The 24,709-nt window shown below is 38.6% G+C and carries 30 protein-coding genes and 5 tRNA genes; 15 read left to right on the top strand and 20 right to left on the bottom strand.

Annotated elements, in window-relative coordinates; genetic code table 11:
• The first annotated feature begins 57 nt into the window (after nt 1-57).
• Both ACYQ3A_RS06515 and ACYQ3A_RS06510 read left to right on the top strand, forming a co-directional pair.
• On the top strand, nt 58-1,710 hold the full coding sequence (locus tag ACYQ3A_RS06515; RefSeq protein WP_459896360.1) for an oxygen-binding di-iron domain-containing protein: 1,653 nt from the start codon (nt 58-60) through the stop codon (nt 1,708-1,710).
• 41 nt (nt 1,711-1,751) lie between these two features.
• Nucleotides 1,752-1,846 (top strand) — tRNA-Sec (locus ACYQ3A_RS06510).
• 318 nt (nt 1,847-2,164) lie between these two features.
• On the opposite strand, the gene gatA is transcribed toward ACYQ3A_RS06510, so the two are convergent.
• The 3 genes from gatA to ACYQ3A_RS06495 are packed head-to-tail and all read right to left on the bottom strand — an operon-like array spanning nt 2,165 to nt 4,246.
• Nucleotides 2,165-3,628, bottom strand: coding sequence for an Asp-tRNA(Asn)/Glu-tRNA(Gln) amidotransferase subunit GatA (gene gatA, locus ACYQ3A_RS06505; protein ID WP_459896358.1), 1,464 nt, complete (start codon nt 3,626-3,628; stop codon nt 2,165-2,167).
• 10 nt (nt 3,629-3,638) lie between these two features.
• Nucleotides 3,639-3,929: an Asp-tRNA(Asn)/Glu-tRNA(Gln) amidotransferase subunit GatC gene (gene gatC / locus ACYQ3A_RS06500; RefSeq protein ID WP_459896356.1), complete on the bottom strand. Its 291-nt coding sequence runs from the start codon at nt 3,927-3,929 to the stop codon at nt 3,639-3,641.
• Nucleotides 3,926-4,246: a cyclic-phosphate processing receiver domain-containing protein gene (locus ACYQ3A_RS06495; RefSeq protein WP_459896354.1), complete on the bottom strand. Its 321-nt coding sequence runs from the start codon at nt 4,244-4,246 to the stop codon at nt 3,926-3,928. The genes gatC and ACYQ3A_RS06495 overlap by 4 nt, the downstream gene beginning before the upstream one ends.
• Nucleotides 4,247-4,274: 28 nt before the next feature.
• Here ACYQ3A_RS06495 and ACYQ3A_RS06490 point away from each other — a divergent pair, with 28 nt between their 5' ends.
• The 8 genes from ACYQ3A_RS06490 (at nt 4,275) to ACYQ3A_RS06455 (ending at nt 8,640) form a co-directional block, all read left to right on the top strand.
• A complete protein-coding gene (locus ACYQ3A_RS06490) occupies nt 4,275-4,481 on the top strand; it encodes a ubiquitin family protein (protein ID WP_459896353.1) in 207 nt (68 codons plus the stop codon).
• A gap of 2 nt (nt 4,482-4,483) precedes the next feature.
• Nucleotides 4,484-4,912 carry a Holliday junction resolvase RuvX gene (gene ruvX / locus ACYQ3A_RS06485; RefSeq protein WP_459896351.1) on the top strand — a complete coding sequence of 143 codons (429 nt, stop codon included), beginning with the start codon at nt 4,484-4,486 and terminating at the stop codon, nt 4,910-4,912.
• Between the two features lie 38 nt (nt 4,913-4,950).
• Nucleotides 4,951-5,026 (top strand) — tRNA-Phe (locus tag ACYQ3A_RS06480).
• A 50-nt stretch (nt 5,027-5,076) separates the two neighbouring features.
• Nucleotides 5,077-5,163: transfer RNA gene (locus tag ACYQ3A_RS06475), tRNA-Leu, on the top strand.
• Nucleotides 5,164-5,248: 85 nt separating this feature from the next.
• Complete coding sequence (locus tag ACYQ3A_RS06470) at nt 5,249-5,497, top strand: hypothetical protein (protein ID WP_459896350.1); 249 nt, start codon at nt 5,249-5,251, stop codon at nt 5,495-5,497.
• Nucleotides 5,498-5,505: 8 nt separating this feature from the next.
• Complete coding sequence (hslV, locus tag ACYQ3A_RS06465; protein WP_459896349.1) at nt 5,506-6,039, top strand: ATP-dependent protease subunit HslV; 534 nt, start codon at nt 5,506-5,508, stop codon at nt 6,037-6,039.
• Nucleotides 6,040-6,102: 63 nt separating this feature from the next.
• Nucleotides 6,103-7,539, top strand: a complete 1,437-nt coding sequence (gene hslU, locus ACYQ3A_RS06460) for an ATP-dependent protease ATPase subunit HslU (protein ID WP_459896348.1) — start codon at nt 6,103-6,105, stop codon at nt 7,537-7,539.
• Between the two features lie 66 nt (nt 7,540-7,605).
• Nucleotides 7,606-8,640 (top strand): M24 family metallopeptidase, encoded by a 1,035-nt coding sequence (locus ACYQ3A_RS06455; RefSeq protein ID WP_459896347.1) that lies wholly within the window; start codon nt 7,606-7,608, stop codon nt 8,638-8,640.
• Between the two features lie 5 nt (nt 8,641-8,645).
• On the opposite strand, the gene ACYQ3A_RS06450 is transcribed toward ACYQ3A_RS06455, so the two are convergent.
• The 11 genes from ACYQ3A_RS06450 to proC all read right to left on the bottom strand — a co-directional run bounded on the left by ACYQ3A_RS06450 (nt 8,646) and on the right by proC (nt 17,016).
• Entirely contained in the window at nt 8,646-9,089 is a 444-nt protein-coding gene (locus ACYQ3A_RS06450; RefSeq protein ID WP_459896346.1) for a hypothetical protein, read from the bottom strand.
• Entirely contained in the window at nt 9,086-9,355 is a 270-nt protein-coding gene (locus ACYQ3A_RS06445) for a nucleotidyltransferase domain-containing protein (protein WP_459896345.1), read from the bottom strand. The genes ACYQ3A_RS06450 and ACYQ3A_RS06445 overlap by 4 nt, the downstream gene beginning before the upstream one ends.
• Nucleotides 9,348-10,022: a histidinol phosphate phosphatase domain-containing protein gene (locus tag ACYQ3A_RS06440; RefSeq protein WP_459896344.1), complete on the bottom strand. Its 675-nt coding sequence runs from the start codon at nt 10,020-10,022 to the stop codon at nt 9,348-9,350. Before ACYQ3A_RS06440 ends, ACYQ3A_RS06445 begins: the two co-directional genes overlap by 8 nt.
• A gap of 42 nt (nt 10,023-10,064) precedes the next feature.
• Nucleotides 10,065-10,928, bottom strand: a complete 864-nt coding sequence (locus tag ACYQ3A_RS06435; RefSeq protein WP_459896343.1) for a hypothetical protein — start codon at nt 10,926-10,928, stop codon at nt 10,065-10,067.
• Nucleotides 10,925-11,725 carry an ABC transporter permease gene (locus ACYQ3A_RS06430; protein ID WP_459896342.1) on the bottom strand — a complete coding sequence of 267 codons (801 nt, stop codon included), beginning with the start codon at nt 11,723-11,725 and terminating at the stop codon, nt 10,925-10,927. Before ACYQ3A_RS06430 ends, ACYQ3A_RS06435 begins: the two co-directional genes overlap by 4 nt.
• Nucleotides 11,691-12,584: an ABC transporter ATP-binding protein gene (locus tag ACYQ3A_RS06425; RefSeq protein WP_459896341.1), complete on the bottom strand. Its 894-nt coding sequence runs from the start codon at nt 12,582-12,584 to the stop codon at nt 11,691-11,693. The genes ACYQ3A_RS06430 and ACYQ3A_RS06425 overlap by 35 nt, the downstream gene beginning before the upstream one ends.
• 47 nt (nt 12,585-12,631) lie before the next feature.
• Nucleotides 12,632-13,168 (bottom strand): type IV pilin protein, encoded by a 537-nt coding sequence (locus ACYQ3A_RS06420; RefSeq protein WP_459896340.1) that lies wholly within the window; start codon nt 13,166-13,168, stop codon nt 12,632-12,634.
• A gap of 59 nt (nt 13,169-13,227) precedes the next feature.
• Complete coding sequence (locus tag ACYQ3A_RS06415) at nt 13,228-13,824, bottom strand: type IV pilin protein (RefSeq protein WP_459896339.1); 597 nt, start codon at nt 13,822-13,824, stop codon at nt 13,228-13,230.
• Nucleotides 13,825-14,065: 241 nt separating this feature from the next.
• Entirely contained in the window at nt 14,066-15,391 is a 1,326-nt protein-coding gene (locus tag ACYQ3A_RS06410; RefSeq protein ID WP_459896338.1) for a TolC family protein, read from the bottom strand.
• Nucleotides 15,392-15,451: 60 nt separating this feature from the next.
• The gene (locus ACYQ3A_RS06405; RefSeq protein ID WP_459896337.1) at nt 15,452-16,198 is read right to left on the bottom strand and encodes a UPF0280 family protein; all 747 of its coding nucleotides are present in this window, start codon (nt 16,196-16,198) and stop codon (nt 15,452-15,454) included.
• Nucleotides 16,198-17,016 carry a pyrroline-5-carboxylate reductase gene (gene proC / locus ACYQ3A_RS06400; RefSeq protein WP_459896336.1) on the bottom strand — a complete coding sequence of 273 codons (819 nt, stop codon included), beginning with the start codon at nt 17,014-17,016 and terminating at the stop codon, nt 16,198-16,200. The genes ACYQ3A_RS06405 and proC overlap by 1 nt, the downstream gene beginning before the upstream one ends.
• Nucleotides 17,017-17,093: 77 nt before the next feature.
• On the opposite strand from proC, the gene ACYQ3A_RS06395 reads away from it, so the two are divergent.
• Nucleotides 17,094-17,180, top strand: a tRNA-Leu gene (locus ACYQ3A_RS06395).
• Nucleotide 17,181: 1 nt separating this feature from the next.
• Here the strand turns inward: ACYQ3A_RS06395 and thiD are convergent.
• Complete coding sequence (gene thiD, locus ACYQ3A_RS06390; RefSeq protein ID WP_459896335.1) at nt 17,182-17,901, bottom strand: bifunctional hydroxymethylpyrimidine kinase/phosphomethylpyrimidine kinase; 720 nt, start codon at nt 17,899-17,901, stop codon at nt 17,182-17,184.
• Nucleotides 17,902-17,968: 67 nt separating this feature from the next.
• On the opposite strand from thiD, the gene leuS reads away from it, so the two are divergent.
• The 4 genes from leuS to yedF all read left to right on the top strand — a co-directional run bounded on the left by leuS (nt 17,969) and on the right by yedF (nt 22,221).
• Complete coding sequence (gene leuS / locus ACYQ3A_RS06385) at nt 17,969-20,710, top strand: leucine--tRNA ligase (RefSeq protein ID WP_459896334.1); 2,742 nt, start codon at nt 17,969-17,971, stop codon at nt 20,708-20,710.
• A gap of 7 nt (nt 20,711-20,717) precedes the next feature.
• A complete protein-coding gene (gene lptE / locus ACYQ3A_RS06380; protein WP_459896333.1) occupies nt 20,718-21,236 on the top strand; it encodes an LPS assembly lipoprotein LptE in 519 nt (172 codons plus the stop codon).
• Complete coding sequence (locus ACYQ3A_RS06375; RefSeq protein ID WP_459896331.1) at nt 21,220-21,525, top strand: hypothetical protein; 306 nt, start codon at nt 21,220-21,222, stop codon at nt 21,523-21,525. Before lptE ends, ACYQ3A_RS06375 begins: the two co-directional genes overlap by 17 nt.
• Before the next feature lie 96 nt (nt 21,526-21,621).
• Complete coding sequence (gene yedF, locus ACYQ3A_RS06370; protein WP_459896330.1) at nt 21,622-22,221, top strand: sulfurtransferase-like selenium metabolism protein YedF; 600 nt, start codon at nt 21,622-21,624, stop codon at nt 22,219-22,221.
• Nucleotides 22,222-22,223: 2 nt separating this feature from the next.
• On the opposite strand, the gene ACYQ3A_RS06365 is transcribed toward yedF, so the two are convergent.
• The 5 genes from ACYQ3A_RS06365 to folE all read right to left on the bottom strand — a co-directional run bounded on the left by ACYQ3A_RS06365 (nt 22,224) and on the right by folE (nt 24,708).
• Nucleotides 22,224-22,299: transfer RNA gene (locus ACYQ3A_RS06365), tRNA-Thr, on the bottom strand.
• 25 nt (nt 22,300-22,324) lie between these two features.
• The gene (locus tag ACYQ3A_RS06360; RefSeq protein ID WP_459896329.1) at nt 22,325-22,576 is read right to left on the bottom strand and encodes a YgaP family membrane protein; all 252 of its coding nucleotides are present in this window, start codon (nt 22,574-22,576) and stop codon (nt 22,325-22,327) included.
• A complete protein-coding gene (locus ACYQ3A_RS06355) occupies nt 22,551-23,339 on the bottom strand; it encodes a hypothetical protein (RefSeq protein WP_459896328.1) in 789 nt (262 codons plus the stop codon). The genes ACYQ3A_RS06360 and ACYQ3A_RS06355 overlap by 26 nt, the downstream gene beginning before the upstream one ends.
• Nucleotides 23,332-24,147 carry a tetratricopeptide repeat protein gene (locus ACYQ3A_RS06350; protein ID WP_459896326.1) on the bottom strand — a complete coding sequence of 272 codons (816 nt, stop codon included), beginning with the start codon at nt 24,145-24,147 and terminating at the stop codon, nt 23,332-23,334. The genes ACYQ3A_RS06355 and ACYQ3A_RS06350 overlap by 8 nt, the downstream gene beginning before the upstream one ends.
• Nucleotides 24,148-24,708 carry a GTP cyclohydrolase I FolE gene (gene folE / locus ACYQ3A_RS06345; RefSeq protein WP_459896325.1) on the bottom strand — a complete coding sequence of 187 codons (561 nt, stop codon included), beginning with the start codon at nt 24,706-24,708 and terminating at the stop codon, nt 24,148-24,150. It lies immediately after the preceding gene.
• Between the last annotated feature and the right edge of the window lies 1 nt (nt 24,709).

Genomic DNA, 24,709 nt, shown 5'->3' with positions numbered 1-24,709 from the left:
TTCAAAAAACATATTTTTTTGTTAGAATCGCCCCTCGAATCTTATTAGGGGAACTTGATGAATAATCTAGATTTAACCAAACCAGTTGAAATTGCAGAAAACGTTTTCTGGGTAGGAAGTTATATAAAAGATGACATTTTTCAGTGTCATCCTTACCTTATAAGAGATGGTAAAGAATCTGTTCTAATTGATCCAGGTTCTCTAATAACCTTTGAAGAAACGCTAAGGAAAATCAAGTATCTGATAGATCTGAAAAACATAAAGTACATTATCTGCCATCACCAAGATCCTGATTTAGCAGCTTCCCTTCCAGAAATAGAAAAGGTCTTTCCAGAAAGAGAAAGGTACATTGTCACCCATTGGAAAACATACTTCCTTCTTAAACATTACAACTTACTAACGCCCTTTTATCTTGTGGATCAGCACGAATTCAAGCTTGAATTGGAAAGTGGTAGAAAGTTGCAGTTTCTTTTTACTCCTTATATGCACTACCCGGGCAATATTGTAACCTATGATCCTGAAACAAAAATACTCTTCTCAAGCGACATCTTTGGTGGATGGGTTGAAAAAAACTGGTCCCTATTTGCAGAAAAAGAAGAGTACATAAAATCTATCAGGGCTTTCCATGAAATATACATGCCCTGTAAAGAAGTTGTCATCTACAATATAGAAAGATTAAAAAAACTGGACATAGAAATAATTGCACCTCAGCACGGTTCAATAATTAAAGGAAAAGACTTTGTGAAAAAAGTAATGTCTGCTGTAGAAGATTTCGAATATGGAAAAATGGTTGAAGCTAAAAACCTTGAAATTTTTAAAATCCGAGAACAAAGAAGACATATTTTCTCATTAATTAAAGATTTAACAATCAAGAAACTATTTATGTCTGAAATCCTTAGAGTTGTCGAAAAACAGCTTTCTTCTGTTCTACCGTTAAGAAATATTATTGTCATCCTAAAAGTTAGAAATCATCTTTACGTCTACTCTAAGGAGTCAGGATACGCTCCAAGAAATCTGGACGAATTAAATGAATTGAAACTTCCACAGGGGAACTTTTTTGTCTATGGAAGTGGTGATATAAAGATATTCATAGAATTTGAAAACTCTTACTCCTTGAACAATGAAGACAGAGAGTTTCTGGAATCCATTGCTTCTCTTCTTATTCATGTGGCTAAAAGAGAAAAGTGGCTTTTATCTCTACAAGAAAGAAGGGAATTGCTTAAAGATAAAGCTTACAAAGACATACTTACAGGACTCTATAGAAGAGAGATACTCTATGACCTAATTGAAAAAGAATTCCATCGTTCAAAAAGATACGGTTACCATTTCTCTATCCTGATGATCGATATTGATAACTTCAAGAAAATAAACGATACTTATGGTCACCTTTTTGGAGATAAAGTCTTAAAGGAAGTAGCAGAAACAATCAGAAAAACGCTTAGAAGTAGTGACATAGCAATAAGATATGGAGGTGAGGAATTCCTCGTAATCTTGCCTCATACTGATCTTGAGTCTGCAAAGATAGTAGGTGAGAGATTAAGGAAGACTATAGAAAAACTTGATATTGACGGAATCAAAATAACTATTAGCATAGGTATCGCAGATAATAGTTTATCTCCCAAGTTAGAAGATTTAATCAGGAAAGCAGACCAGGCTCTTTATATAGCAAAGAGAACAGGAAAGAATAGGGTAATCGCTGCTACCTCTTGACAATTAACAATTGGTAAAAAAATTTATTTATCACTATTTCTGGAGGCGGACGGAGGCTGGTGTCTCCCCCGGACTTCAAATCCGGTGGCCCCATCAGGGATGGGGTGGTAGGTTCGATTCCTATCCGCCTCCGCCAAACTAAGAAATAGGCGTGAGCCAAGTTATCTTTATAAAAACCGACAATATTTGAGGGTGTTTGAAAGTTCTTGTTTTGGATTCTAAAAGATATTGAGATTCTTCGGCTGCAAAGCAGCCTTAGAATAACAAAGAATGTCATCCTGAGGGCGAAGCCCGAAGAATCATGCTGTTTGAAGAAAGTTCCTCCTGTTCCCTTTTAAGAACTTAGTCCTTAATAGTTTTAAGTTAACTAATGAAATAAACAGCTCCCCCTACTACTTTAGAAAAGGAAGAATTTAAATTCCCCCCTTTGCAAGGGGGGATTGAGTAGATTCTATTACACAGGCGGTATGGTATTCAGATTCAATTCTTTCTCAATGACATTTGCCACGTTGAGAATTGTCACCTCATCAAAAGCCTTTCCAATTATCTGAAGTCCTACAGGGAGGTTCTTACTGTCAAATCCGCAAGGAATTGAAATTGCTGGAAGTCCTGCAAGGTTAACTGCAATTGTGAAGATATCGGAGAGGTACATCTTAATTGGATCATTGGTTCTTTCACCAATCTTAAAAGCAGTCGTAGGAGAAACTGGAGTAACGATAAAGTCCACTTTCTCAAAAGCGTTCTGGAATCCTTGATAGATAAGGGTTCTAACCTTTTGAGCTTTCAAATAGTAGGCATCGTAGTAACCAGCACTCAAAGTGTAAGTTCCTATCATTATTCTCCTTTTGACCTCATCACCGAAGCCTTCAGCCCTTGTCTTACAGTACATGTCGATTAAATCTTTGTAGTCTTTTGCTCTATAGGTATATCTTACACCGTCAAACCTTCCAAGGTTTGAAGAGGCTTCGGCAGGAGCAATAATGTAGTAAGTCTCAACAGCATATTTTGTGTTTGGAAGAGAAATTTCTTCAATTTCAACACCAAGAGATTCAAGTTTCTTAACTGCTTCTAATACTTTTTCCTTCACCTCAGGTTCAATTCCCTCAACAAAGTACTCCTTTGGCAGTCCAGCCTTTAAGCCTTTTATTTCATTGTTCAGGTTTTCTAAAAAGTTAGGAACTGGAATCCTTGCACTCGTGGCATCTTTTGAATCCTGTCCTGAAATGATGTTTAGAAGATAAGCAGCATCTTCCACCGTCTTTGTTATAGGTCCAATCTGGTCAAGGGAAGAAGCAAATGCTGTCAGACCATATCTTGAAACTCTACCGTAGGTTGGTTTTAGTCCTACAACTCCACAAAGGGCCGCTGGCTGTCTGATTGAACCACCTGTATCTGAACCAAGAGAGGCAATTGCAGACCTTGCTGAAACAGCCGCCGCAGAACCTCCAGATGAACCTCCTGGAACTCTCTCCAGATCCCAAGGGTTTCTGGTTGGACCAAAGTAAGAGGTTTCAGTTGAAGAACCCATTGCAAATTCGTCAAGGTTGTTTTTACCAACAAAGATGGCTCCCCTTTCTCTGAGCCTCTTTATTACAGTTGCATCATAAGGTGAAATAAAGTTCTCGAGAATTTTTGAAGCACAGGTCATCCTTACATTTTCAACGTTTATGTTATCCTTTATAGAAAGAGGAATCCCAAAGAGCTCTGGAATCTCATCTTCACTAAGTTTTTCAAGTTCCTTATCTGCAATTTCAGCCTTTTTCCTCGCTTTTTCCTCCGTAACTGTTATGTAGGCATTGAGTTTCGGTTCAGTTTCTTTTATTCTGTTGAGAAGTTCCTCTAAGATTTCTGTTGGTTTAACCTCTCTTCTTTTTATCAACTCGTTAAGTTCTCTTAAAGATTTATTAAGAAGCTCCATCTTCTTCCTCCTACTTTTTAACAACCTTTGGAACAATGAAGTATTCTCCATCTGTTTCCGGTGCATTCATAAAAGTCTTTTCCCTTGAAAGACTAACTCCAGGGGCATCCTCTCTCAGAACATTCTGAGGCGGAATGATCTGGAACTTCGGATCAATCCCTTCAGTATCCAGCTCGTTAAGCTTCTCTACAAAGTCAAGAATTTCGCTGAGCTGAGTTTGAAACTTTTCAACCTCCTCTTCTTTTAACTCTAACCTTGAGAGCATTGCAATGTGTTTTACCTCTTCCTTTGATAGTTTCATCTCCTACTCCTCAAATAGGCTTTTATTGACTTTCCAATTTCCTCAATTTCCCTTGCTGCATACCTGTCAGAAGAGTGCGAAACAATTTTAACATTAGGGTTGAGCTCTACTTTTCCCAGATAAACTGCTTCTTCAAGCCACTTGATAAAATCAATTCCATTTCCACCAAAAGGGTAGTACTCCTCCATGTAATTATCAAGGTCAAGAATTTCTATCTCCTTTCCGTGCTTTTTCACAAGCTCTTTAAGCTCGTTCACAGTCCTCACAAGTATGTATCCAGGAGGTGCTTCTCTCCAATCATCGAGGTATACTTTCATTGAAAACTCCCTTCTAAGGAGGTTAGCTTTGGGCAAAATTTTAGTAGAAATCAACGGAAAAGAGAAAGAGGTTGAAATAAAAGGAAAAAGTATAAGAGTAGATAGGTTACTTGAGGTTCTAAGCATCTATCCAGAAACTGCTGTGGTGGTAAAAGGTGAAGAACTCCTCTGTGACGATGATAGGATAAACGATGGCGAGAAAGTAAAAGTTGTAGTTGCCACTTCAAAGGGTTAAGAATGAAAAGGGTGATGGCACTTGATGTCGGCTTTAAAAAGATTGGAGTTGCAGTGTCTGATCCACTTCTCTTTACATCAAGACCTTATACAATCATCCACAGAAAGAGCAATAGAGAGACATTTGAAGACCTCCTTAAACTGATAAACAATTTGAACGTGGAAAAGATAATAGTTGGGATACCAATAAACACTGAAGGAGATGAGACAAAAATCGCAGAAAAGATAAGAAAGTTTATCTCAAAATTTGAATCCTTTTTGAAAGAACAAGGAAGAGAGATTGAACTTGAATTTGTCGATGAATCCTATTCAACAATGGAAGCTGAGGAGCTCTGCAGACTCCTTGGAAAGAAAGAAAGAAAGGAAGTTGATGATATAGCCGCTGCTCTGATTCTCAAGGATTGGCTCGAAAATAGGAACAATCCATCTTGACAGAGAGAGTCTAAGCATCTATATTTTCCCATGCAGTTGCCGAGGTAGCTCAGTTGGTAGAGCAGAGGACTGAAAATCCTCGTGTCGGCGGTTCGATTCCGCCCCTCGGCACCACTTCTCAAAAAATAAAATCTCAAAATTCCCATAAATCCCCCACCTCTTACGCCCGGGTGGCGGAATTGGCAGACGCATGGGACTTAAAATCCCAGGGACGCAAGTCCGTGCGGGTTCGATTCCCGCCCCGGGCACCACGGAATCAGGTAAATCCTCTTTGCAGAAGATAAAAATACCTAATAAATTATCATTACGTTACATTTTCCTACCTGGAGGCTTTAGATGGAATCTCTCATTTTCGCTATGGTCATTACCTTTCTTATGAACACTCCATTTGGCTGGCTTAGAGAAGGCGCTAAAAAATTCTCTCTTCCATGGTTTCTTTATGTTCATTTCCCAATTCCGTTTATCATTGCCCTTAGATTAAGACTTGGAATCCCCTGGAAATTTGCTCCTCTCCTCATCCTGATTGCAGTTCTTGGACAGTATGCGGGAGCAAGGTTTAGAAGAAGACAAATGGCTACAGCATAGGAGGAAGCATGGAATTTCACGCAACTACTATTTGTGCCGTCTTAAAAGATGGTAAAGTAGCAATGGCTGGTGATGGTCAGGTCACCATTGGAAATACAATTTTCAAAAATGGTGCAAGAAAGGTAAGGAAAATCTACAGCGGGCGGGTACTTGCAGGATTTGCAGGCTCAGTTGCCGACGCTTTTGCTCTCCTTGAAAGGTTTGAGGACAAACTTCAAACTTACAGCGGGAACCTTTTAAAGTCAGCTGTCGAACTTGCAAAAGACTGGAGGACAGATAGAGTTCTGAGAAGACTTGAGGCAATGCTATTAGTCGCAGATAAAACAAAAATTCTCCTCATTTCAGGTAACGGAGACGTAATAGAACCAGATATCCCTGTAATGGCAATAGGTTCCGGAGGAGCTTATGCACAAGCTGCCGCAACGGCCCTCTATGAAAACACAGATCTGTCCGCAAGAGAAATTGCAGAAAAAGCCCTCGAGATAGCAGGAAACATCTGTGTCTATACAAACACAAACATAATTGTAGAAGAGCTTGGTTAAATACACTTATAACTCCCTCCCCATTGATTGGGAAAGGTTAGGTTAAGGGTAAAAGGAGGAAACATGTTTAAAAAATTTTTTGGTGGAAATGGCGAAGATAAAGAAGTGAAAAAAGATCAGGAAAAATTTCTGACTCCAAAAGAAATAGTTAAAGAGCTTGACAAATACATTGTTGGTCAGCACGAAGCAAAAAAAGCAGTTGCAATAGCTCTGAGAAACAGATGGAGAAGACAAAGACTCCCTGAAGAAATGAGAGATGAAGTAGCTCCGAAAAACATCATAATGATTGGTCCAACAGGTGTTGGTAAAACGGAAATTGCAAGAAGACTGGCAAAGCTTGTCAGAGCTCCATTTATAAAAGTCGAAGCTACAAAGTTCACTGAAGTTGGATACGTGGGAAGAGACGTTGAATCGATAATCAGAGACCTTGTCGAAATTGCTGTAACAATGGTTAAAGAAGAAAAAATGGAAGCTGTTATGGAAAGGGCAAGGGAGCTTGCCTACGATAGGCTTGCCGAAATAATGGTTCCAGAGCCAAAGCCTTCCCAGCAATCAATACAGAGCCTTTTTGACGTATTCCTCTCTCCCCAAAAAGCACAAACCCCCGATTTTGAAAAGGAACAGAGCAGGCTAAGAGACGAAAGAAATAGAATCAAAAAGCTTCTGAAGGAAGGAAAACTCGACGATGAAATTGTTGAAATTGCTGTCACTGTAGAAACTCCAGGAGTAAACGTTATAGGAATCGGTGGAGATCTGGCAAACATTCAGGACATGCTCTCTTCCCTCTTTCCAAAGCCAAAGAAAATGAGAAAGATGAAAGTAAAAGAGGCTCTCCGTTATCTTACTCAGGAGGAAGCTCAGAAGCTTATTGATATGGATGAAGTGATACGGGAAGCGATAGACAGAGTGGAAAATCAGGGAATTGTCTTTATAGACGAGATAGACAAAGTAGCAGCGAAGAATGGCGGAAGAGGTCCAGACGTTTCAAGAGAAGGTGTACAGAGAGACCTTTTACCAATAGTTGAAGGCAGTAAAATCTCAACAAAATATGGTCTTGTAAGAACAGACCATATCCTTTTCATAGCAGCAGGAGCTTTTCATATTGCAAAACCTTCAGATCTTCTTCCCGAACTCCAAGGTAGATTCCCCATAAGGGTTGAACTGAAACCTCTAACAAAAGAGGACTTTATGAGAATCCTCACAGAACCAAAAAATGCCCTCACAAAGCAGTACAAAGCACTCCTTGAAACTGAAGGAGTTGAAATAGAGTTCACCTCAGATGGAATAGAAGAAATCGCCCGTATTGCTGAAGAGGCTAACACAAAAGCTGAAAATATTGGAGCCAGAAGGCTTCACACAGTTATAGAAAAGCTACTGGAGGAGATTTCGTTCAATGCTCCTGAAATGAAGGGAGAGAAAATCGTCATCGACAGAGAATATGTAAGAAGCAAGCTGGAAGACATAATCGAAAACGAAGACTTAACCAAGTACATCCTCTAACTATTCTTTCCCCCTTTTCTAAAGGGGGATTTAAACATTTATAGAATAGAGTCCAATGGAGAAAAGATGGGCTTCGAAAAGATTATCTCAAAAGTTAGCTCTTCAAACGTTGATGCCTATTTGACTGTAGACAAAGCTGAAAACTTCTACCTAACTAAGTTCAAATCAACTTTTGGTATATCTCTGATTACTTCAACAGGAAAACTGCTATTTTTCACCGACGGCAGATACTTAGAGAAAGCAAAGAAAGAAATAAAAGCTTTTGAAATCTTAGAATGGAAAAGCTGGGAGAAATTTTTTGAAGCACTTAAATCTGAGAAGATAGAAAGTATTGCTGTTGATCCAAACAGATTAAAACTCTCTATCTATCGGAAGCTATCAGAAAATCTACAAATAAAAGAAGAAAACAAATTCCTTGACGAATTCAGAGCGATAAAAAGCGTAGAGGAGATTTCTCTCATTACAAGAGCCATAAACATTGCAGAACTTGCCATCAAAAGTGTTCTTCACCTTCTAAAACCTGGAATAACGGAAAAGGAATTCCGAAAAGAACTAATAACTGCCTTTTTCAAGTATGGAGGAGAAGGAGAAGCTTTCACGAGCATAGTTGCATCCGGTAGAGGTTCGGCAATTCCCCACTGGGAAACCTCAGATAAAGAGATAAAAGATGGGGATGCTGTAATCGTTGATTTTGGAACTATTTATAAAGGTTATGTTTCAGATATAACAAGGACTTTTTTAATCGGGAATGTTCCCGATGAAATTAAACGAATCTATGAAGTTGTTAGAGAGGCTCAAGAAATTGGAATTAAATCTCTAAAAGCAGGAAAAAGCTGTAAAGAGATTGACCTTGCAGTTAGAAACTACATAGAGAAAAAAGGATATGGTGAATACTTTGTCCACTCTACTGGACACGGTATAGGAGTCGAAGTTCATGAATTACCTACTCTTTCAAAGCGATCTGACGAAATTTTAAAGTCCGGAATGGTTGTAACTGTTGAACCCGGAATTTACATTCCTGAGCTCGGCGGAGTGAGAATAGAAGATGACTGCCTAATTACTGAAGAGGGCACATTTGTACTCTCTGATCTGCCCAAGTAAGTGATTTAAATGTATTTACTTATAAACTCTTTTAACCTTTTACTTATTTCAAAAATTTTCGGTGTTTGATTTAGAACTTCTTTAAAGAGTTCATTTACATTTTCCAGAACATATTCGTGAGCTATTAGATTCCTGGTATCTCTAAGCAACAGCAACTCATCAGCATTCTCAATTATTTCCAATTTTTCAAGATAATTTGCCACATCGATTAATGTATTCTTCTCTTCCCTCAAAAACCTCAAAAGAGATCTTATTGCTCTTGCAGTCAATATATCAACAGTTCGGGCAAATCTCGATGTTAAAGCTTCAAACTCTATCAGCTCCTGAGAATTATAGTTATCTTTTATTCCTATTTTCTTACACTTCTCGTAGGATTCTATAAGGTACGACAGACTCTTTTCAAGCATTTCCAGACTTTCTTGGAGTAATTCTCTTTTTTCATCCTTCAAAGTTTCACCCCTTCTTTTAAAGCCAATTCTTTAAAAGCCGATTCTTCATCTCTTGAGAACGAAACAATATCAAGTTTTTGTTCTCCAAAACGCTTAAAAAACTCAATACGGATCTTTCTCTTTTCAGAAAGAGTTAACTTTCTGTTTCCAATAACCAGGATGTCTATATCTCCACCTCTCTTATAATGATAAGCCCTTGAACCAAATAGATAAACTTCTGCATCTGGCAGAAGCTTTTCTATTTCATCTCTCAAGAAATCAGCCATTTCCTTTTTTAAACGCATTGACTTTAAACCTTTCAACAAGTTTTTCACTGTTGATAAAACACTCCTCAACTTCACCAATGGTCAATCCCGCTCCAACTCCAACTTTTATCGCAAAACTTCTCGGTATCAAATCACCAGGAGAGTGGGCATCGGTATTAATAACAAGTCTTGCTCCTATTTCTTTTGCCAGTTTAACTACATGACCATTTGTTATGTTGTGTCCTTTTCTTGCTGTTATCTCCAGATAAATATCATTTTCTACTGCAAGTTCAACTTCTTCTTTTGTTATCAATCCCGGATGAGCAAGAATATCTGCTTTTCCCTCAATTGCAGCTTTGTTTGTCCCTGGAGCCACAGGCTCAACGACAGTCTCTCCATGAACAACTACAATCTTAGCTCCTACTTCCCTGCACTTTTGAATCAATTCAGGAATCTTAACAGGTGGCACATGGGTAATCTCAACTCCAGGAATAACTGTTAAAGATGTGTTTTCATTTAAAATATCCACTGTTTCATAAAGTCTTTCAAGGACAAACTTGTAGTTTGAGTAGTCAACGTGGTCTGTTATTGCTATTGCTCTATATCCGATGCTTTCAGCTCTCCTTACAAGCTCGCTCGGAATGAGCTCTCCATCACTAAAAATTGTATGGGTGTGAAGGTCTATCATTTTATATCTCCTTGGTGTGATGGTTTTAATTATAATCTAAGTTTAATGTTTGTCTCTCAAATTACTGGTTGTCCAAACGCTACAATCCTTCCTCAAGTAAAACTTTCCACCAAACGGATCTTCAGGAATTTTTTTAAGAACCCTCCTCGCGATAAGCTCTTCCAAGTTATCTGGACATCTACCGAATTTACTCTTAAAGACTGCTATTGCTTTATAAAGGAGTTTCATTGATTCCAAAGCCTTAAGCCTCTTTTCAAGTTTCCCTTTAAGATTTTCGTTTTGTGTATTTTTTAACTCTTCCTTTATCACAGCAATTGCAAAGTTTATTCTTCCGCTTTCAGCGTAAAGTCTTGACGTAAGAAGCTTCAAGTAGGACGGTGCTCCTTTCATTTGAGAAGCTATCTCAAGATACTTTGCCCCATTTTCCTTGTCCCTAAGAAAGTAAAAATAATTAAATCCCAGGAAAAAAGGAATTCTCCAGTCTTTACAGAATTCAAGACCGTATTTGAGATTTTGATTTACTCTTTCTATAAGCTCAGGATTTCCCTTTACCATCCAGCTAATAAAAGCTGCTTCTAAATAGTACGGATCAAAGTAGTATGGATCAAGCCTATGAATGGTATAGAGATTTTCAACCAGCCTCTTCCAATCTTCAGAAGAAAACTCTTTCTTTCTCTCTTTCTTTTCAAATCCCCCAGTTCCCGTCAAAAGACAGGTTTTCATATAAAAGAAATCAGCTAAAGCTTCTCTTAGAGCAGGAAAGAGAAAAACTATTGAGCTGTAGTTATAAACTGGTATTGTTTCTTCTTCTTCAAGAACTGGTTTTAACTTTTCAACTTTTACCATTAAAACAGAAGAAACTCCAAGTAAAAGAAAAGATAAAAGAGCAATAATGCCCCTTTTCAAAGTTCTTTCCTCTCAAACACTAAAAGTGAAATAAGAATAAGGAACATAGAATAGATAAAAGAATAAGCAATAACTCCTAAAACAAAAAAAGGAGAAAACTTTAAAAAATGGTGAACAACTATCGTTTTTACATCGAAAAGAGAAAAGTTTGGAAATACGTAGTAAACAACCTTAACTATTATCTTGTTAAACTCAGAAACCAGTTTTGAAGCAGTAACGAGCTCTTTTACTGGAGAAAGTTCAAGACCAATAATGAAAACAAGAAACGAAACCAACATAGCTAAGGTAGAACTTGAAAAAGAAACAGAGAAAAGAGTAACAACTGATATCAGCAAAAGTCCCATAAATGTGAGTAACAGAGAAAAAATAAATGCTCTTTCTGTAAGGATAATGTGGGGAACATAGAGATTTGAAATTTTATTTATTATCAAAATCGCAGAAGTATTTATAAGAAAAAGGATAAAAGATAAAAGTGTCAAGACAGAAAAAAATCCAACCACTTTCCCTGTAAGATATTCTACCTTTGTTATAGGTTTTGAGTAGAGCAGATAAATTACTTTATCATTTAGGTCTTTGTGAAAAGAGCCTGAAACCATAAAAATAGTAAAAACAGCAGTTATAAAAAATTGAAAAGAGAGAATAAAATCCATCGCTATTTTGACGTTATTTCCCGCAGAAATGTTTGAAAGGTAATAACTCAAAACACAGAATATAGCACTAAATATAATTACACCTACAAATGACTTTTCTTTCAATACTTCCTTAGCTGTTAGCTTTGCTACCGGAAGAATTTTCAATTTCTTCCCCTTTCACAAGTTTTACAAATATGTCCTCAAGAGAAAGTCTTAAAGGTTCAACAGAAATAATCTCACACTTCATCGACTTCAAGTTTTCCAGCTCTATCCACAAATGCTCTTTTTTCACTTCCTTAGTTTTTAACTGCATATTTTCCTTAAAAGTTATCAGGTAGCCTTTTAAGTATTTTGAAACTATTGAAGAAACCGTATCACAGAGTTTGATTTCACCATCTATTATTACTGCAACTCTATCAGAAAATCTTTCAACATCCTGGATAATATGAGAACTGTAAAAAACAGTTCGCCCTTGAGACTTTAAGTCCTTTATAACGTTTGCAATAATACTCCTACCGATAGGATCAAGCCCACTCATAGGCTCATCAAGAATTAAAAGGTCTGGATCATTCATAAGGGTTGATGCAAAAAGAAGTCTTTGAACCATTCCCTTTGAGTAGGAAGAAATGGGCTTTTCTTCAGCTCCCACAAGATCAACAAGTTCAAGAAGTTTGGAAATTTTCTTTTTTCTCTCGTAGTAAGAAACTCCATACATATCACAACAAAATTGAAGGTATTCTATACCTTTTATTGAAGAGTAAATAAAAGGTCTCTCTGGAAGAAAACCAACTTTTTCTTTAACTTCATTTATGTTCCTTCCAAAAATCTTGACCTCTCCAGAGGTTGGTTTTATAAAGTCCATTATTATCTTTATAGTTGTAGTCTTTCCTGCACCGTTTGGACCAATAAATCCAAAAATCTCCTTATCAACTTTAAAACTTATACCTTTTAAAACATTAATTTTTTCTTTCCTGAGAAATTTTTCTTTCTCAAATGTTTTTTTAAGATTCATTACTTCTATCATTCCTTCTCACCACTTACTTTTCATTCTCACTTTTCACTATTCACTAATTAAAACTCTGAAAAGTTAACATATATAACTTTTTTACCAATCTCATCGTGGGAAAAGATTTTTCCAGTCTCATTATTATCATCAAGGTCGCCTTCAGCTTTTATAAGTATGTCAATATAAGAAGTGACATTAGCAAAACCGTTTGAAGGTTCTGGAGCGTCATCCCAACAACCTTGTGGATTTGACTCACACTCCGTATGAGTCTTATTAAGACCGTTCATTTTGCAGGCTCCATATCTGTAAAAAACCCCTCCATTTGGCCTAAATCCAATTTCAGAAAAGTAAGAATTTGAATTCCAGTTGTTTGACTTTGAGCTTCCAGGAACATTAGAGGGAGACCATTCAGCTGTAACATATTTATCGTTAACTGCGCGGTAGGACTCTTCCATTGAGCGGATAGAAAGAAGGTTGTGAATAGCTTCCACCCTTTTGGATGTAAGAACATACCTTTGGTACTGAGGAATTGCTATAGAAGTTAGAATAGCAAGAATTGCTAAAGTGATAAGAATTTCTACTAATGAAAAAGCCTCTCTCATTGATTTTAATCCTAATCGAAATTAAGAAAATGCCCTCTTGCGAGGGCAGGAAACACAAACTAGAAATGTCCAGGATTTTTATCAATGATTTTAGGATCTTCATCTGTTGACATGAATGCACTATTATTACCTAAACTACTGACATCAGTAGCATTTCCAGCATCGCCATCACCATCAAGATCACCAACAGCCCAGATATGAATATTTTCAGTAGCATCTGCCTTTACCTGAATTCCATTAAGGTCATCACTTGTATCATTAGCGCTATTATCATCTGCCGTTTGATCTGAAGTATCCAAAACCGCATAGGAGTAATAAACTTTTCCTGCTGGGGCAAAACCTAACTTATCAAAACCATTATTGGTACCGTTATTGGTACCGTTTTCTGCAAAAGTATTTGCTGCAGTTCCTGGGATCTTTTCTGGTGCCCAATTTGTAAGTATATAGTAATCGTTTTCAGCGGAATAAGCTTCCTCTGCACTTCTGATCGCTCCAATGTTCATTTTTGCTTCGCTGGTCTTTGCCTTCAACTGATACTTCTTATACTGAGGTATAGCAATTGCTGCTAAAATTGCAATAATTGCCACAACAACCATCAATTCAACAAGAGAAAAACCTTCTCTTCTTGTCTTTTGGACTAATTCTCTCACTAACATAATGCCTCCTCCTCAAATAAAAGTTTTCAAATTATAGTTTTACATTCATGACTTATTTTATCAGAGTTTCAGACATGACAAAATCCTGGGGCAAGACTGCTTGAAAAGTAACTATGAATTTTGAGAGATCCTTCGGGCTTCGCCCTCAGGATGACATTCTTCGTCATTCTGAGAGTGCTTTGCAGCTGAAGAATCTCAATATCTTTTAATTCCCCCATCCCCGTTTCTCGTTACTTGCCGTCTATTCAACAAGTTCAGAGTATTTTTTCTGAAGAACTCCCTCTGTGTAGTAAATTTCAGCCACTGCTTGTCTGTAGGCAGAAAGAGCTGCTACGTAGTTACTCCTTGCCTGGTTCAAAGCTGTCTGAGTGTCAAGAAGTTCTGTTATGGTTGTAAGACCATTCTTATACCTTTTCTCAACAATTCTGAGAGATTCCTGAGCTTCTTTTATAGCTGCCTCTGCTAATTCCACTCTTTTCTTTGCTTCCTGGAATCTGAAGTAAGCCCTTGATACTTCAAACTCTATTCCTTTCTTTGCCCTTTCAATATACTCTTTAACTTTAAGCTGAGAAAGTCTTGATTTTCTTAGCTTTTCGAATTTTATACCACCATCAAAAAGGTTAAGGGATGCCTGAAATCCAAAGACCCAGCTGGAATTCTCATTATTCCATGGAACCTTGTCGCTTGCCATAAAGTATTCGCCAAAAGCACCAAAGTTCGGAAGGAAATCGGATTTTGCAAGTCTCTCTATATCCTTTGTCTGAGAAAGTCTCACCTTTAACTCTTTCAATTCTGGTCTATTCTTTAGGGCGGTTTCGATGAGCTTATCAAGTTCAAACTGGAATTCTCTGTAGGTCAGATCACCATCAACATCTATCAGATGGGACGGTGGTAACCCCATTGCAATATTAAGAGCTCTCTTTGCTATTTCATAGTTACTCTTTGCCTTTACAAGGTTTTCTTCCATCTGCTCAAGATAGACTTTAGCTCTTAGATAATCGGACTTTAAGCCCAACCCTGCTTTGTAAACAGCTTCTGCATCCTTCAGATGTTTCTCAGCATCTCTCACAGCAAGCTGAGCAGTTTCAACAAAAGCCCTTGCAGTTAAAACATTGTAGTAGGCACTGACAACGTCAAAAACTACTCTTTCAGTATCTTTTTTAAGCTGTTTCTCTGTTGCCTTTACTTCCTTTTTACTAAGATCAATTGCTATTCTCAGCTTTCCTCCCAGCCATATAGGAACAGTTGCCCTTACACCAGTTTTAAAGAGCTGAGATTTTCCAGGATCGTTAAAGTTAGTTCCCAACATATCCAGTTTATGAACTTCCATTCTGTTCATTACGGCATAAGGTGGATCCGTTGTTTTGTTATACTCAGAGTAAAGATCTACGGTTGGAAGAAGACGGAGTTTAGAAATCTTCAAATCGGACTCTTTTTCCTTCAGTTCATATTTCTTTGCAAGGAGCAGATTATTCTTCTCAAGAGCTGTCTTTACAGCTTCATTAAGGGTAATTCCATAAGCACTACCTGTCAGAAGCAAAGAAAGGGCTATCAACTTTAACTTCATTCTATCAACCCCATTAATTCGAATATTGTGATTAATTTATATTGGCTTTTATCCTGTATGTCAAGAAAGTTTAACAAGTTTCAATTGTCCAAAAAGGACAAATTTCCCGTTTATCAACCCAATAGCCCCTTCAATATCCGGTATAGACTTACACCTCTCTATAAATTCGTCTTCTACTCTACTGTTTCCAAGAAGGGTGGCAAGACAATCTGAAATTACCGGATTCTTTGCCAGTACAGTTGCTATCTGAGTATATCCAAGACTCAACGAATGCCCAATCCTGCTTGACGAACTACAGAGTCCCCATTCTCCTGGTGGAATCTCTATTCCAAGCTTCCCATCCAACTTGGGATTTCCAACTATAAGGGCTGACGTTACAGATTCTGAACATGAAACAAAAACATCTCCTCCGTTCTCTATTATAAATTGCGAAATTCCAAAGTCCTTCAGCTTTTCACCGATGAACTTGTTTACCGCACCGGCAACACCGGCCATTGGCCCAACGCTAACCTTTTCCGAAGCAATAGCCATCTCTCTCACTATTGCAGGAGCCAGAATGTCAACAACTACGGGTTCAAGGGATTTTAAAAACTCAGGATGTTTCTCTCCGTAGGAAAGTATCTGAGCCCTGAGAAAAATCAAATAATCGGTTAGAGTTTCCTTCAGAGATTCCAGATCCTCTACTTCCCTTTGTGGAACAGAAATCCAGATATCACTCTCTCCGGCTATGAGTTCAAAGGAGATAAATCCTCTTTTCCTTATTAGCTCTCTATAAAAACGTTTTTCAGGCTTTGGTTTCTTCAACATTACATCTCTTCTATTAACTTCGAGATTTCAACAGACCTTTTATAAGCCTCTTCAACAGCCTTTATAAAAGCATAACGGGTTCTGTTCTCCTCAAGGGCAGAAAGTCCTGCAATCGTTGTACCTGCGGGAGATGTAACCTTATCCTTCAAAACTTCCGGATGTTCTCCCGCTTTCACCATTTCGGCAGAGCCAATAATCGTTTCAACCGCCAATTTAACTGCCGTCTCTCTTGGAAGTCCTGCCTTCACCCCTCCATCGGACAGTGCCTCTATAACGAGGAAAATAAATGCTGGACCACTTCCAGAGAGAGCTGTTACTCCATCAAAGAGCTTCTCATCCACATCAACAACCTCTGAACAGGTTGATAGAAACTCCCTTACAAGCTTTATATCCCTATCCAACAGTCTAAAGTTGTGACAGAAAGCAGTTACACCTTTTCTTATCTTTACAAGTATATTAGGCATTATTCTCACTATCTTTTTATCATCCCCTATAACTCCTTCTATTTTCCTGATTGGATATCCGGCAGCCATTGAGATAACAACTTGAGCTGGTGTAACAACCTCAGCTATCTCCCTCAAAACGGAAGTCATTACTTGAGGTTTAACTGCAAGGAAAACGATGTCAGAGTTTACAACAACTTGAACGTTACCGTTAAAGGTTTTAACACCATACTTCTCCTCTAAATATTTCAATCTTTCTCCATTGATATCAGAAACAGAAATCTGATTTGGCAGTAGAAATTCACCATTTATAAAGGCGTCAATGAAAGCCTCCGCCATATTACCGCCACCTATGAATCCTACTCTTACATTCATTTTCTACCCCTTTAAAAAGTTGTGCAATTTTCTAAATTTGCCTATATTATAGTTTATCCTTCTTAACTTATCCCAAAGCCCGGGTGGCGGAACTGGCAGACGCGAGGGACTCAAAATCCCTTGGGCGCAAGCCCGTGCGGGTTCGATTCCCGCCCCGGGCACCATTCAAACCGTTGAGTATCCCTGAAACATCCCAGGTTTCAAAAAATGTTCCTTTCTATAAAGTTCTAGAAATTTTGATGCTTTCTCAAACGCTTCAGAAATAGAGCTCCCTTTTGCCAGTAAGGAAAGAAGTGCAGAAGAAAAGGCACATCCAGTTCCCCTCACAACAAGGTTATCCCTTTTATGCTTTATTCTGCTTAGTATTTCGCCATTTTTAATAAGCTGATCTTCAACGTAAATTCCTGATTTAACACCTTTTAGAACTATGTATCCTTTGAAATCTTCCAATAGAGACTTTAGAATCTTGTACTCATTCTCGTTGGGAGTTACTACTGTTGATATAGAGATTAAGGGATCAACAACTTCCTTTTCTTCAATAAATACCTTCCCAAAAGTTGGAGAGAGAACAGGGTCAAAAACCACCGGAACGCATAAGTCTGAAATGATCTCAGCTATCTTCTCGTTTGTTTTTCTTTCTATATGGGGAATTCCAAGCTTTACACCTTTTACAGTTATCTCTTCAAGAATAAGTTCAAGTTGTTTCAGTATCAGATCTTCATCCTCAAAACGAAAAGCTTTTACCCCTTTGGTGTTTTGCGCAGTGTTTACTGTTATTACAGCTGTTCCGTAGAATCCGAAGTGGTTGAAAGTCCTAATATCTCTCAGTATTCCTGCCCCACCGGTTGGATCGAAGCCTGCAATGGTCAACAGAAAATCAGTCATACAATTTCTCCTACAACTTTAGTATTATTAAATGGCTCAATTTTCACCAATTTCTGGAGGAGAAGCAATGAAATACAACTTTAAAGATATAGAGAATAAGTGGCAGAGGATATGGAAAGAGAGAGGAGTTTTTAAATCAAAACCTGAAAAAGGAAAAGAGAAGTACTACGTTCTTGAGATGTTTCCCTACCCTTCCGGCCGCATTCACATGGGACACGTGAGAAATTACTCTATCGGAGATGTAATTGCCAGATTTAAGAAAATGTTTGGCTATAACGTTATTCATCCAATGGGATGGGACTCCTTTGGTCTGCCTGCTGAAAACGCCGCGATAAAGAGTGGTGTTCATCCAAAGGAGTGGACTCTCAGCAACATAGACTACATGAAAAAAGAGCTCAAAAAACTTGGCTTTTCTTATGATTGGAATAGAGAAGTAACCACCTGTTTACCTGACTACTACAGATGGAACCAGTGGATATTCCTGAAGATGCTTGAAAGGGGAATTGCCTACAGGGCAAAAGCTTCAGTTAACTGGTGTCCCTCCTGTCTAACAGTTCTGGCAAACGAGCAGGTTGATGAAGAAGGCAGGTGCTGGAGATGTGGAACTGTTGTTGAACAGAAAGAGATAGATAGCTGGTTCTTGAAGATTACAGATTATGCCGAAGAGCTTTTAAAAGACCTTGAGCTCCTTAAAGGCCACTGGCCTGACCCTGTCATAACGATGCAGAAAAACTGGATAGGAAAAAGCATCGGTGCAAAGGTAAAGTTTGAAACAGAGAGTGGTAAAACTATTGAAGTCTTTACAACAAGACCTGATACCCTCTTTGGAGTTACATACATCGTCCTTGCTCCTGAACATCCTCTCACTCTGGAGCTTTCTAAAGGAACAGAACAGGAAGAAGCAGTTAAAGCCTTCGTTGAAAAGATGAAAAAAACAGAGAAGAGAAAGAGAACAACAGGAGATCTTGAAAAAGAAGGTGTTTTCGTTGGAGTTTATGCAATCCATCCTCTTACTGGAGAGAAAATTCCTGTCTATACGGCAAACTTTGTCCTGATGGATTATGGAACCGGTGCAGTTATGTCTGTCCCTGCCCATGACCAGAGGGACTTTGAATTTGCAAAGAAGTATGGACTTCCGATAAAGGTTGTTATCATTCCTGAAGGTGAAGAGTTAAAAGCTGAAGAACTACAGGAAGCCTACACAGAGCTTGGAGTCCTTGTTAACTCTGGAAAGTTCTCTGGAATGAAGAGTGAAGAAGCAAAAAGATCAATAACTGAGGAGCTCGAAAAACTTGAAAAAGGAGAAAAAGCCGTCCAGTACAGACTCAGAGACTGGAACATTTCAAGGCAGAGATACTGGGGTACACCAATTCCTGTTATTCACTGTCCAGAGTGTGGAATCGTTCCAGTCCCAGAGGATGAACTTCCTGTCAAACTTCCGGAGAATGCTCCACTGACAGGAGAGGGAAGATCCCCACTTGAAAGGGTTCCAGAATTTATCAACGTGAAATGTCCAAAGTGTGGTAGAGACGCCAAAAGAGATCCAGACACAATGGACACCTTTGTTGATTCCTCCTGGTACTTCCTACGCTACTGTTCACCTAAGGAGGAAAAGCTTCCATTCAACCCTGAAGATGCTTCATACTGGATGGTTGTTGACCAGTACATAGGTGGAATTGAACACGCCGTTCTTCACCTTCTCTATTCAAGATTCTTCACAAAAGTTTTGAGAGATCTTGGACTCTTCAAGGCAGAAGAAAACCACAGGCAGTACAGGTTCTTCAAAGCTGGAGAACCGTTCCAGAACCTTCTGACTCAGGGAATGGTCTGTAAAAGGTGGGTCAGTGTTAAAAGTCTTCTGAAAGCCTTCAACCTTGACGAAACAAGTCCCGTATCAGCCCTCATAAAAGCCCTTTCAGGAAAAGATGTCGAAAACAGCGAAACAGTTGGTTCTCTTATGAGAAAGTACCATATAACAATTGGAGACAACGCTGTTCTACTTCTTGGAGTAGATGAAATCAGGAAGTTTATCGACAACCCAGATGAGCTGCTCTCTGAACTTGAAAAGAAGTACGGCGAAGTTTCAAAGATGAGTAAATCAAAGCTTAACGTTGTTGACCCTGACGAGATGATAGAAAAGTACGGAGCTGACGCCACAAGGCTTTACGTTCTCTTTGCGGCACCTCCTGAAAGTGAGTTTGAGTGGAAAACAGAAGGAATTGAAGGAGCTTACAGATTCTTAAGACGTGTATTCCAGTTTGTTGCTGAAAATAGAGAACTCTTTGATCAGGAGATTGAAGGAGAACCTTCAAAGGTTGGGAAGGGGCTCCGCAGGAAAGTACATCAAACCCTGAAAAAAGTTACAGATGAGCTCCAGGAAAGGTTCAAGTTTAACACAGCAATAGCAGCCATCATGGAGCTCTTCAACGAAATTAGCAAATTTAAAGCTGAAACAGACGGAGATAAGAACGTTCTCAAAGAAGCAATAGAAAAACTAATAGTCATGCTCTCACCATTTACTCCTCACGTGGCAGAAGAGATGTGGGAGATAACCGGACACACAACCCTCCTTGCAGAAGAGAAGTGGCCAGAAGTTGATGAATCAGCATTAAAAGTTGAAGAGATAGAAATTCCAGTTCAGGTAAACGGAAAAGTAAGAGGGAAAATCACTATTCCGGCAGATGCAAATGAAGAGACTGTAAGAGAATTTGCTCTCTCCAATGAGAAGATAAAGAAATACACCGAAGGTAAAAATATCGTTAAGTTTATCTATGTAAAAGGAAGGCTCGTTAACATAGTTGTTAAGTGAGGAAAAAATGCGGTTTTTAGCAATTTTTCTACTATTTTTTTTCTCTTCATGTGCGACAACAATTGTCAAGGAACAGCCTCAGAAAGTTGAACATGTATATCTCGAGCCTGTAACGAATAGAACTCCTGAAGAAGGTATTGATGTAATCTTTACAAGAGTTGCCAATGATGTTTTTTATTCAGACTCCCGGTTTAGAGTGGAGAAAACTCCCCAGCCGGGAGTAACTCTACTGGTAAAACCCTCTGTTGATTCCATATCTACATTTGCTATAGGTTTTGACCAGTACGATAGGGTTACTGAATATAAAATGACAATTTCAGCAACTGTAAAACTCATAAAATACGGCTTCAGAAAACCTCTCTACACATTCTCTATCTCCCGATACGACTTTTACGATGCTACAGGCACTCCTCAGGAAATAGAAAGAAAGAGGAAAGAATGTATTGAAAGAATCGCCTACCAGATCTTCAGAGAAGTAGGTGAGAAGATTACCATGAGCGGAGAGAAAGTTGGAACTGAAAAGTAGATTTGAAGATGAAAGGTATCTCCTAATATCCGTCTTCTGGGATGGCAGCCATTTTATATACCTAAAAGACAAAGTGCAGAAAACAGAGTCTCTCGGAATACCATCTAAGCCTTTAGATATAGAAACCTTTTGGAAAAAACACAAAGAAGACAAAGACTACTGTCTTCCCTGTGAACTTCTTCTTTACTTTGAAAAAAAAGTTATGGTCGCCGAAAACAGTGTAGTAGAGTGGGGAATAACTCTTGAGCGACTTGAGAAATTCAGAGAATTCATAGAAAAAAACAATTAAAAAACGAAGATTTATAGTCCTAATATTCTTGTACTCTTGAATACAAAGAGTAACAATGTATAAACAGTCTGAAGTCTTTTAATAAGGAGGAAAACAATGTCAAAAATTGTTGATTGCAAAGGACTTGCCTGCCCTGTTCCTGTTCTGAAAACAAAAGAGACCCTTGAATCAATTGAAAGTGGAACAATAACCGTAATTGTGGACAATAAGGCTTCAAGAGAAAACGTTAAAAGGTTTGCGCAAAAAGAAGGTTGCAAGGTAGAAGTAGAAGAAAAAGATGGACTTTACTACCTTACAATAACAAAAGGAAAAACTTCCAAAATGGCCTCTGAAGAAACAACTGAAGAGAAAAAGGGTAAAAGCTATGCAGTTCTTATTGCCTCGAGCTACGTTGGAGAAGACCCAGAACTTGGAAAAATCCTGATAAAAGGCTTCATAAAAACGTTCGTAAACGCGGATCCATTACCAGCAAGGATAATACTCATTAATACAGCTGTGAAGCTTGCCTGCAAAGGCGCAGATTCTGAAATTCTTGAAGCTCTTAAGACACTGAAAGAGAAAGGTGTGGAAATTATCTGCTGTGGAACATGCCTTGATTACTTTAACCTTCTGGACAATTTAGAAGTTGGAATTGCCTCAAATGCCTACGATGTGGTTCAAGCTCTTGCAAATTCAGACTCTGTTATTCGCCTTTAAGGTGGTGCTGGCGGGGGGACTTGAACCCCCGACCTGGTGATTACGAGTCACCCGCTCTACCATCTGAGCCACGCCAGCAGATTGCAAGAAGCATAAATATGGGTTACTTCTCTTCTTTACAGTACTTTTCTAAAAGCGATGGAACACCAAGCTTATGGAGCATAATTGAAGAAGGGCACAATCCAGTAATCGCAAAGAACATGAGCATGAACCCCACAAACGCCGTAAAGTAGAAGAAATACTTATTTCCTGTATAAAGACCGAGAATAACACTGAAGAAAACAAAAAATCCTGCAAGAAAAGACGTTATCCTTTCAACATACCAGCTATCAGTTTTTGCTCTGTATATCGCCATCGTTTCCTTCCCCCTTTTCATAAATCAGTTGACATTTATCAGGAATCTCAGAATAAAGAGCGCTGTAGTCTATAAATTTACCACCAAAACAGATTCCTGCAAATTCTCCACCGGGGTTAAAAACAAAACCGTTTTCTGTGCAGTTTCCATCAAAGTTTGCAAAGCGTAAAGTTCCTTTCTCTTCAGGAATTACCAGCAATCCTACCGAATCAACACTTCCCCGGGGAATCTCTGGAGGCCAGATCCCCTTAATCACGTAGTTAACGTCAACTACCCCGCCACTGCAGAAAAACACTCTATCAGGTTCAGAAAAGACTTTTCCTCTTGACAGAAAGGTTTTTATGAATTTCCACTCCATTGAGGAAAACGTCAGAATATGAATGCTTGTTCCTTTTGCCATTCCGTAAACTTTAAAGAGAAGCGCTGGATGGTAAATAATACCTTCCTGTATCTTCACAAAGAAATTGGGAACAACTTTCTCGAGGCTCTTCAATCTTTCTTCTAACTCCTGATTTAAATCGGAAGAACTACTTGATACGTCTTCCTCTTTGTTCTCAGTCATCATCGCTTCCGTCTTCACTGTTTCATTCATTGTCTCTTCTATTCTATTCTCAAGAACACTCTCTTTCTCCACCCTCTTACTTTCTTCTTTGACTATGTGTTTTGTAACGATTGATGGTCTGTAGAAAATAAAAAGAATCGCTAAAGAAACAATTACAACTGCTCCAAGGAAAATTGTCAATATCGTCCAGAGCCTACTCATTTAGCTCCTCTAACTTGATTTTTGCCTTTATCCCAATATCAGAAGTTGGATCTAAATCGATACACTTTTTCAAAAACTTCTTTGCAAGTTGCAGTTTACCCTTCTTTATGTAGATTAGAGATAGTTTGTAATAAGGATACTGCACTTTTGGATAAAGATTTATCAATTTCAGGTATATCTCCTGAGCTTCATTAATCTTTCCCTCGTTTTCTAAGATCTTTGCCAGTTCCAAATACGCAGGGATATAGTCCGGATTGTTTCTTAGTGCTTTGACAAGGTATCCTCTGGCTCTTTCTATCTGATTTTCCTTCTCGGCGAGAAGAGCCAACCTGTAGTAAGCCACTTCCGGTGTCAGGTAGAGCGGATTGGAAAGAGCTTTCTCATAGTATTCTTTTGCCTTTTTTAGATCTCCTCTCTTTTCATAAACAATTCCTAAGTTCAAATACCCTTCAGAAAAATCTGGTTTCAATTTGATTGCTTTACGAATGTATTCTTCTGCCCTATCAAGATCTTCCCGCTGAATGAAAGCAACACCGATTGCATTATAGACCTTTGGATCATCTGATTTAAGCTTCTCTGCTTTGAAAAAATAGTTTAGTGCAAGTGGAATCTCCCCAATACGAAGATAAGAGATTCCAATCTGATAGTATCCTTCTGCTTTCTCTTCAGGAGAAGGTTTATATTTTTCTTGAGGTAGAGGGGGAGGCGGTGGTGCAGTTCTAATGGATTTTTCCTTTGATCCACCAAACAAGGAACCACATGATGAAGTCAGCATAAGAACAAGGACTAAAGCCGTAAGACGTCTCATTTACCTCCCCTTTATCAAGAAAAGAGCCTCCATTCTCGTTGGTTCTTTTCTCATCGCTCCCTTCACAGCACTTGTTACCGTGTAGGAACCCGGCTTCTTCACACCCCTCATAATCATACAAAGGTGCTGAGCTTCAATAACAACCATTACTCCTTTTGCACCCAATTTCTCCATTATGGCATCCGCTATCTGCTCAGTCATTCTCTCCTGAAGCTGGAGCCTCTTTGCATAGACATCGACAATTCTTGCCAGTTTTGAAAGTCCAGTCACCTTCTCATTTCCTGGAATATAGGCAACATGAGCTTTTCCAAAGAAAGGAAGCATGTGATGTTCACATAATGAGTAGATAGGAATATCCCTGACAATAATCATCTCATCGTACTTTTCTGTAAAGAGAACAAGATGGTTCTCCACCGAGTCGTTGTAACCGGCAAGAACCTCTTCATACATCTTTGCTACTCTTTTCGGCGTATCCTTCAAGCCTTCCCTGTCTGGATCTTCTCCTATGGCAATGAGAATTTCTCTAACTGCTTTCTCTATTCTTTCCCTATCAAAAGCCAAC

It is taken from the genome of Desulfurobacterium crinifex, assembly GCF_054656775.1.
Note: the sequence above shows the minus strand (reverse complement) of the source record. Positions and strands in the feature narration are given on the sequence as shown.

What these genes read in the sequence shown, in the direction of transcription:
- ACYQ3A_RS06515 (WP_459896360.1), top strand. Translation starts at nt 58, where the DNA reads ATGAATAATCTAGATTTAACCAAACCAGTTGAAATTGCAGAAAACGTT.
- gatA (WP_459896358.1), bottom strand. Translation starts at nt 3,628, where the DNA reads ATGGAGCTTCTTAATAAATCTTTAAGAGAACTTAACGAGTTGATAAAA.
- gatC (WP_459896356.1), bottom strand. Translation starts at nt 3,929, where the DNA reads ATGAAACTATCAAAGGAAGAGGTAAAACACATTGCAATGCTCTCAAGG.
- ACYQ3A_RS06495 (WP_459896354.1), bottom strand. Translation starts at nt 4,246, where the DNA reads ATGAAAGTATACCTCGATGATTGGAGAGAAGCACCTCCTGGATACATA.
- ruvX (WP_459896351.1), top strand. Translation starts at nt 4,484, where the DNA reads ATGAAAAGGGTGATGGCACTTGATGTCGGCTTTAAAAAGATTGGAGTT.
- ACYQ3A_RS06470 (WP_459896350.1), top strand. Translation starts at nt 5,249, where the DNA reads ATGGAATCTCTCATTTTCGCTATGGTCATTACCTTTCTTATGAACACT.
- hslV (WP_459896349.1), top strand. Translation starts at nt 5,506, where the DNA reads ATGGAATTTCACGCAACTACTATTTGTGCCGTCTTAAAAGATGGTAAA.
- hslU (WP_459896348.1), top strand. Translation starts at nt 6,103, where the DNA reads ATGTTTAAAAAATTTTTTGGTGGAAATGGCGAAGATAAAGAAGTGAAA.
- ACYQ3A_RS06455 (WP_459896347.1), top strand. Translation starts at nt 7,606, where the DNA reads ATGGGCTTCGAAAAGATTATCTCAAAAGTTAGCTCTTCAAACGTTGAT.
- ACYQ3A_RS06445 (WP_459896345.1), bottom strand. Translation starts at nt 9,355, where the DNA reads ATGGCTGATTTCTTGAGAGATGAAATAGAAAAGCTTCTGCCAGATGCA.
- ACYQ3A_RS06440 (WP_459896344.1), bottom strand. Translation starts at nt 10,022, where the DNA reads ATGATAGACCTTCACACCCATACAATTTTTAGTGATGGAGAGCTCATT.
- ACYQ3A_RS06425 (WP_459896341.1), bottom strand. Translation starts at nt 12,584, where the DNA reads ATGATAGAAGTAATGAATCTTAAAAAAACATTTGAGAAAGAAAAATTT.
- ACYQ3A_RS06420 (WP_459896340.1), bottom strand. Translation starts at nt 13,168, where the DNA reads ATGAGAGAGGCTTTTTCATTAGTAGAAATTCTTATCACTTTAGCAATT.
- ACYQ3A_RS06415 (WP_459896339.1), bottom strand. Translation starts at nt 13,824, where the DNA reads ATGTTAGTGAGAGAATTAGTCCAAAAGACAAGAAGAGAAGGTTTTTCT.
- ACYQ3A_RS06410 (WP_459896338.1), bottom strand. Translation starts at nt 15,391, where the DNA reads ATGAAGTTAAAGTTGATAGCCCTTTCTTTGCTTCTGACAGGTAGTGCT.
- ACYQ3A_RS06405 (WP_459896337.1), bottom strand. Translation starts at nt 16,198, where the DNA reads ATGTTGAAGAAACCAAAGCCTGAAAAACGTTTTTATAGAGAGCTAATA.
- proC (WP_459896336.1), bottom strand. Translation starts at nt 17,016, where the DNA reads ATGAATGTAAGAGTAGGATTCATAGGTGGCGGTAATATGGCGGAGGCT.
- thiD (WP_459896335.1), bottom strand. Translation starts at nt 17,901, where the DNA reads ATGACTGATTTTCTGTTGACCATTGCAGGCTTCGATCCAACCGGTGGG.
- leuS (WP_459896334.1), top strand. Translation starts at nt 17,969, where the DNA reads ATGAAATACAACTTTAAAGATATAGAGAATAAGTGGCAGAGGATATGG.
- lptE (WP_459896333.1), top strand. Translation starts at nt 20,718, where the DNA reads ATGCGGTTTTTAGCAATTTTTCTACTATTTTTTTTCTCTTCATGTGCG.
- yedF (WP_459896330.1), top strand. Translation starts at nt 21,622, where the DNA reads ATGTCAAAAATTGTTGATTGCAAAGGACTTGCCTGCCCTGTTCCTGTT.
- ACYQ3A_RS06360 (WP_459896329.1), bottom strand. Translation starts at nt 22,576, where the DNA reads ATGGCGATATACAGAGCAAAAACTGATAGCTGGTATGTTGAAAGGATA.
- ACYQ3A_RS06355 (WP_459896328.1), bottom strand. Translation starts at nt 23,339, where the DNA reads ATGAGTAGGCTCTGGACGATATTGACAATTTTCCTTGGAGCAGTTGTA.
- ACYQ3A_RS06350 (WP_459896326.1), bottom strand. Translation starts at nt 24,147, where the DNA reads ATGAGACGTCTTACGGCTTTAGTCCTTGTTCTTATGCTGACTTCATCA.